3 protein-coding genes are annotated in these 2,080 nt (G+C 36.1%); all 3 read left to right on the top strand.

Annotated elements, in window-relative coordinates; all coding sequences use genetic code 11:
* Nucleotides 1-305, top strand: a 305-nt coding sequence (locus PX484_RS10385) for a PLL family lectin (protein ID WP_288103742.1), incomplete at its 5' end; no start/stop codon positions are given.
* A gap of 176 nt (nt 306-481) precedes the next feature.
* Nucleotides 482-607, top strand: coding sequence for an EcoRI family type II restriction endonuclease (locus tag PX484_RS10380; protein ID WP_223211159.1), 126 nt, complete (start codon nt 482-484; stop codon nt 605-607).
* A gap of 37 nt (nt 608-644) precedes the next feature.
* Complete coding sequence (locus PX484_RS10375; RefSeq protein ID WP_287767809.1) at nt 645-1,655, top strand: adenine-specific methyltransferase EcoRI family protein; 1,011 nt, start codon at nt 645-647, stop codon at nt 1,653-1,655.
* Nucleotides 1,656-2,080: the final 425 nt, after the last annotated feature.

Genomic DNA, 2,080 nt, shown 5'->3' with positions numbered 1-2,080 from the left:
TTTCCCCAGAAACCACAAACGTGTCTGCCGTTAGCTCATTACCCGGCGCAGCCAGTCTCTTCGTTGTCGGTTTAGATGGCCGAATTTGGAGCAAGTTCTATGATCCCAGAATTGCAGATGCTAAATGGTCTGATTGGTTCCCCCTCGGAGATAACACATTTCCACCAACATCGGTGGTAACTGCCATCAGCGGAGTGCCTGGTGGGGTGACATTGTTTGTGGTCGGCTATGACCGAAAGGTGTGGAGCCAGTATTACGATCCTCGCGTTGAAAACCCAGCGTGGTCAGGATGGTTCCCTCTTTAAACCTATTCTTACTGGTTCGGCTACTGGGATCTGTTTTAAAACATGCCCCAGAATTTTCATGCAAGCCTCTGGTTATTACTTGATAGAGGATTTGAACTTCTGACCTCCAAGGTACCGGAGGTGTCTTTTCTCTCCCTAATGGCTTGCAGACGCCGCTGGTGCTGAGTTTGAGGTTAATGGCAGCCCCTGAGCGCGGAAAATGGGATGTCAAAAAAATGTTTGATATTATGCTTGAAATTTCTAAAACCTCTCTTAAAGTATTAGGCAGTGAGATATTTAATCAGATAACCAAAAGTAAATAACTAAAACAAAGATTTATTAAATCAAAATAGGTTGAAAATGGCAAGAAATGCAACAAACGAATTATTACAAAAAGCTAAAAAATCAAAAAGTGACGAGTTTTATACACAGCTTTCAGATATAGAAAGCGAATTACAGCATTATAAAAGTCATTTTGAAAATCAAGTAGTTTATTGCAATTGCGATGACCCCCGAATTAGTAACTTTTTTAATTATTTTACCTCAAATTTTAATGAATTAGGTCTTAAAAAAATAATAACATCTTGTTATAGAGAGCAAGTAAAAAATTTATTTAATACAGAAGAAGATGAAAAAGGGTTTTTCTTTGAATATACAGGTACAGAAGGCGAAAAAAACAAACCAAGTTCAACTGACCTAGTTTACTTTAATGGAGATGGTGATTTTCGTAGTTCGGAAAGCATTGAACTATTAAAGCAGTCCGATATTGTTGTTACCAATCCCCCATTTTCATTATTCAGAGAGTATGTAGCTCAATTGGTTAAATACGATAAAAAGTTTTTGATAATTGGAAATATTAATGCAATAACCTATAAAGAAATTTTCAAACTTATTAAAGAAAACAAGGCGTGGTTAGGAATAAATCTTGGTAGAGGTATTTCAGGTTTTATTGTACCTGAACACTATGAACTATATGGAACAGAAACTCGAATAGATAACTCTGGTAATAGAATAATCTCACCGAACAATTGTTTATGGCTTACTAATTTAGATAATTTTAAGCGGCACGAAGATATAGAACTCACAAAAATATATTTTGGCAACGAAGTTCAATATCCAAAATATGACAATTATGATGGAATTAATATTAATAAAACACAAGACATACCAATAGACTATAAGGGATATATGGGAGTGCCAATAACATTTTTACATAAATTTAATCCCGACCAATTTGAAATAATTAAATTCAGGAAAGGGAATGATGATAAAGATTTATCAGTAAATGGGAAATGTCCGTATTTTAGAATACTAATAAAGAATAAACGAATACAAACTGAATATATTGATTTAACTGACAAAGAAAGATAAGGTATAACAAATCGTTGTACCTGACATTTTTCCGCTACGATCCAAAATGTCGGTGAAATCGATCGTTATGCTCCAAACTTAGTGCGATGTCGAAGGCACTGCTACGCAATGCGATCGCCATCGCCGTAGGGTGCGTTCCCTAATATGGCTACTGCTGCTCCACTAATAGATTTTTGGGGAACGCACCATGCACATTGATTGAAACTGTGGGTTAAAGTGCGATCGCCGATTTTAATAAGCTACATTAACAACAATACTTAAAGAGAAGGCTTAAAATGGTTAAAGTTAAATCAACTTTGTACACGACAGCAAAAGTCCTACCGGGAAATAGAATTGAAATTGAATCTCCAGAGCTGACTGTAGGACAAACTGTTGAGGTAGTTATTTTGGTTGAAGAAGTTAGTTCTGATTCTTCTACCAGCGAA

Origin of the sequence: Microcystis sp. M49636_WE2, assembly GCF_030065375.1 — a bacterium.
In the GTDB taxonomy this organism is placed as follows: Bacteria; Cyanobacteriota; Cyanobacteriia; order Cyanobacteriales; family Microcystaceae; genus Microcystis; species Microcystis aeruginosa_C.
Note: the sequence above shows the minus strand (reverse complement) of the source record. Positions and strands in the feature narration are given on the sequence as shown.